The sequence below is a fragment of the Microcystis sp. M49636_WE2 genome (assembly GCF_030065375.1).
Taxonomy (GTDB): domain Bacteria; phylum Cyanobacteriota; class Cyanobacteriia; order Cyanobacteriales; family Microcystaceae; genus Microcystis; species Microcystis aeruginosa_C.
The window spans coordinates 1-2,710 of the sequence record NZ_JASJFG010000615.1; the positions used below are offsets into that span (position 1 = coordinate 1).

The 2,710-nt window shown below is 37.3% G+C and carries 2 protein-coding genes and 1 pseudogene; all 3 read right to left on the reverse strand.

The annotated features are described in order from the left end of the window. A pseudogene (locus PX484_RS14165) lies at positions 1–404 on the reverse strand (GUN4 domain-containing protein); the annotation flags it as partial. 111 nt (positions 405–515) lie between these two features. After that, entirely contained in the window at positions 516–1,001 is a 486-nt protein-coding gene (locus PX484_RS14170; RefSeq protein WP_004268662.1) for a hypothetical protein, read from the reverse strand. 51 nt (positions 1,002–1,052) lie between these two features. Continuing rightward, on the reverse strand, positions 1,053–2,710 hold a 1,658-nt coding region (locus PX484_RS14175; protein ID WP_288104351.1), incomplete at its 5' end, for a phospholipase effector Tle1 domain-containing protein.

The window sequence follows — 2,710 nt, forward strand, 5'->3', positions numbered from 1 at the left end:
AGCTTGAGTTGATTGAGAATATTTTGATTATTATTATTTTTAATTTCTAACTTTATTCTCTCGTAGTCTAAGATTTTCAATTCTTGATATTTTTGGGAAAATAAAATTTTGAGATTGTCACTGAGTTGGAGTAAAAAACGATAATATCCGTCTTGATAGATTTCTAGTCCGTTAATTAATAAATTATAGTCTTTAATTAATAACTTAGTCTCAATCAAGATTTCTTGTTGAGTAATTTTTTCTTTTCGTTTAATAATCTTACCAAAATAGTAATGGTAGCGAACTCCTTCTTGAATTAATTTCCGACGTTCCTTGATGATTTTCTGAAAATTTTTTAAGTATCTATTTTTAAAAACAGGAAGTTGATAGCTTTGCTCATAAATGGCAATTTTTTTATAGGTCATCAGATGTTGAGAGTTCCTATTTAGCATAGCTATCTTAGACCCAAAAATTCCTCGTTACTTAGCAATAATCATTAGCTGCTCCCAGCTATTGCAACAGGGAGCAATACCTAATTAAACATTTTCAACTTCAACAACAACCGGTTCATTTTCAATAACTGGTTCATTTTCAATAACTGGTTCATTTTCAATAACTGGTTCATTTTCAATAACTGGTTCATTTTCAATAACAACTGTTTGAGGACTTTCAGGTGTTGGCTCAGTTACCGTTTCTTGCTGCTTTACTGTCTGTTCTTGATGGTCAGTCAAGTATTTTTTGGTTTTTAATTTCAGGTCATCAGTCAGAGGTAAAGCATCAATTTCAGCCAAAAGTGTTTCCAGGGATTCTTTTTTACTTCGCTCGGCGTAAAAAGCATTCAGAACCGCTTCAATTCCGTACTGAGCAATCGCATCTCCTAGGACAGTAACCAACCCCATCGCTCCAATACCCATAAAAACTACAAAGGGTTGTCCGAGGGTTAGAATTAGCACGATGACAGCAATAACAGCCGAAGCTAAATAAGCACCTGCCACTTTTTTGATAATGTTATCGAGTTCCATAAAAACCACCTCAAATTTCTAGCGAAGGATTAATTTAATTTTAAAGCAAGGTTAATCTGTCTGTTGATCGTCGTCAAGTAAAGCTTGAAGAAAAGGTTCAAGACTTTTGGGACGATAATCGGAAAAAGCCTTTAATCGTTTTACCACACTGTGATGAACAGTGACAACTTTTGTATTGAAATATCGCCATTGCTCACCTCCCAATAATCCCTTAACCGTATTATCGAACTTGATGGTCGGGTCTGGTTTAATTTGGAATTCCTCGGATTCAGAGGTGGTTGAGTCAAACTCTAATCCCAATTTTTTGGCTTGATTAATCATCCATTGTAAGGGGTAATCGGAAAGTCCTTGATATTCTTTTTTGCCACCACCTAGACAGGTATGTTCACCCACAAATAAAACTTCTTTAACAACTTGTTCGGGATTTTCTGGATTGGCTTTGATCGGAGTGGAAGGGAAGTTTTTACGTTTTTCATCAATGGCAACAGCATGAAAAGCATTCTGGATAATCGGACTTAATTTTGTATTACTAAATTCATATTTTTTATGATAAAACTTAGCCAGGGGAAACCAAGGAGTTAAATCAGGAATACCAAAATTGCCAACTGTATCCCAACAACCTAACATCTTGACTGGAATACGATCTTGAAAATCTTCCTTTTCTGTCTCAATTTTTTTAGCATTAGCGGCACGGAATTGTTGAGCTTTGGCACTATCGGAACTAACGGTGTGGTCTCGATAGAGTTGATAAGCTAGGGGAATTTCTTTAATCTTAGAGCGTTTTAGGATTCCACATTTATCGATAAAACTAGCCAAACAACGAACGATATATGCGCCTCGACTAAAACCTAACAAATAAATTTCATCCTCGGTTGTGGGATTGTAGTTAAGGACAAGAAAACGATAGGCATCTTGAATCATTCGATCAAGGCCCCAGCCAAAAGTTTCATTCCCTAAACTTTTAATAAATTCGTTATCTTCGGGGGTGCCAGAACCTGACAAAAAGACGATTTGGGGGGTTTGATCCTCGGCAATATACTTAATAGATTCGGCGAATTTAACCACATTGGTGGGATAGGCACTGGTAGAGTCTTCCCAAGAACCATCACAACAAATAATTAACCGTTTTTTCTGGCTTGAATAAGTGAGGATATCCGGTTGAGAAATTGCTGTTTCACTAATCTCCTCAATTTCATTGCTGGCAAGAGCAGCTTCTGCGGCAATTATAATTGATTCTGAATTATCTTCCGGGGAAGGTTCTTGATTTTCTGCTGGAGCATCCTGTTCAACCACTTCTTCTTCTTCAAGGGAGTTAAAAATTTCGTTGACCATTGTTATCCTTTTCGCACTCCTTCTAGCTTTACTGCTAGTCTGAGTTTTTGATTTAGGGATCGAGGTCGGTTTGGAGGGAAGACTATCTAGTTGCCAGGTTGTCCCATAAAGAATACCATGATTGCTATAACTTGTTTGATCCTCGGCACTGCCATTGAGTGATAAATAAGTAACTAAGCCAAGGTCATCAACCCGGGGAGATTGATACATCGCGTTTTGGATTTCTTCTTGGCTAAGCGCTTGATTCCAAACAGAAAGTTCTGCAAGACAACCTTGCCAATAATGAGAGAGATTAACAGAGGCTCCCAAGATGATTTTTTCAATCCCCGTTAAGGCACGGTTATGACCGTTGCCACGATGCCAAATGATCCCATTGC

Bases quoted from the DNA above. Each gene is read 5' to 3' on its own strand.
- PX484_RS14170 (WP_004268662.1), bottom strand. From the start codon at position 1,001: ATGGAACTCGATAACATTATCAAAAAAGTGGCAGGTGCTTATTTAGCT.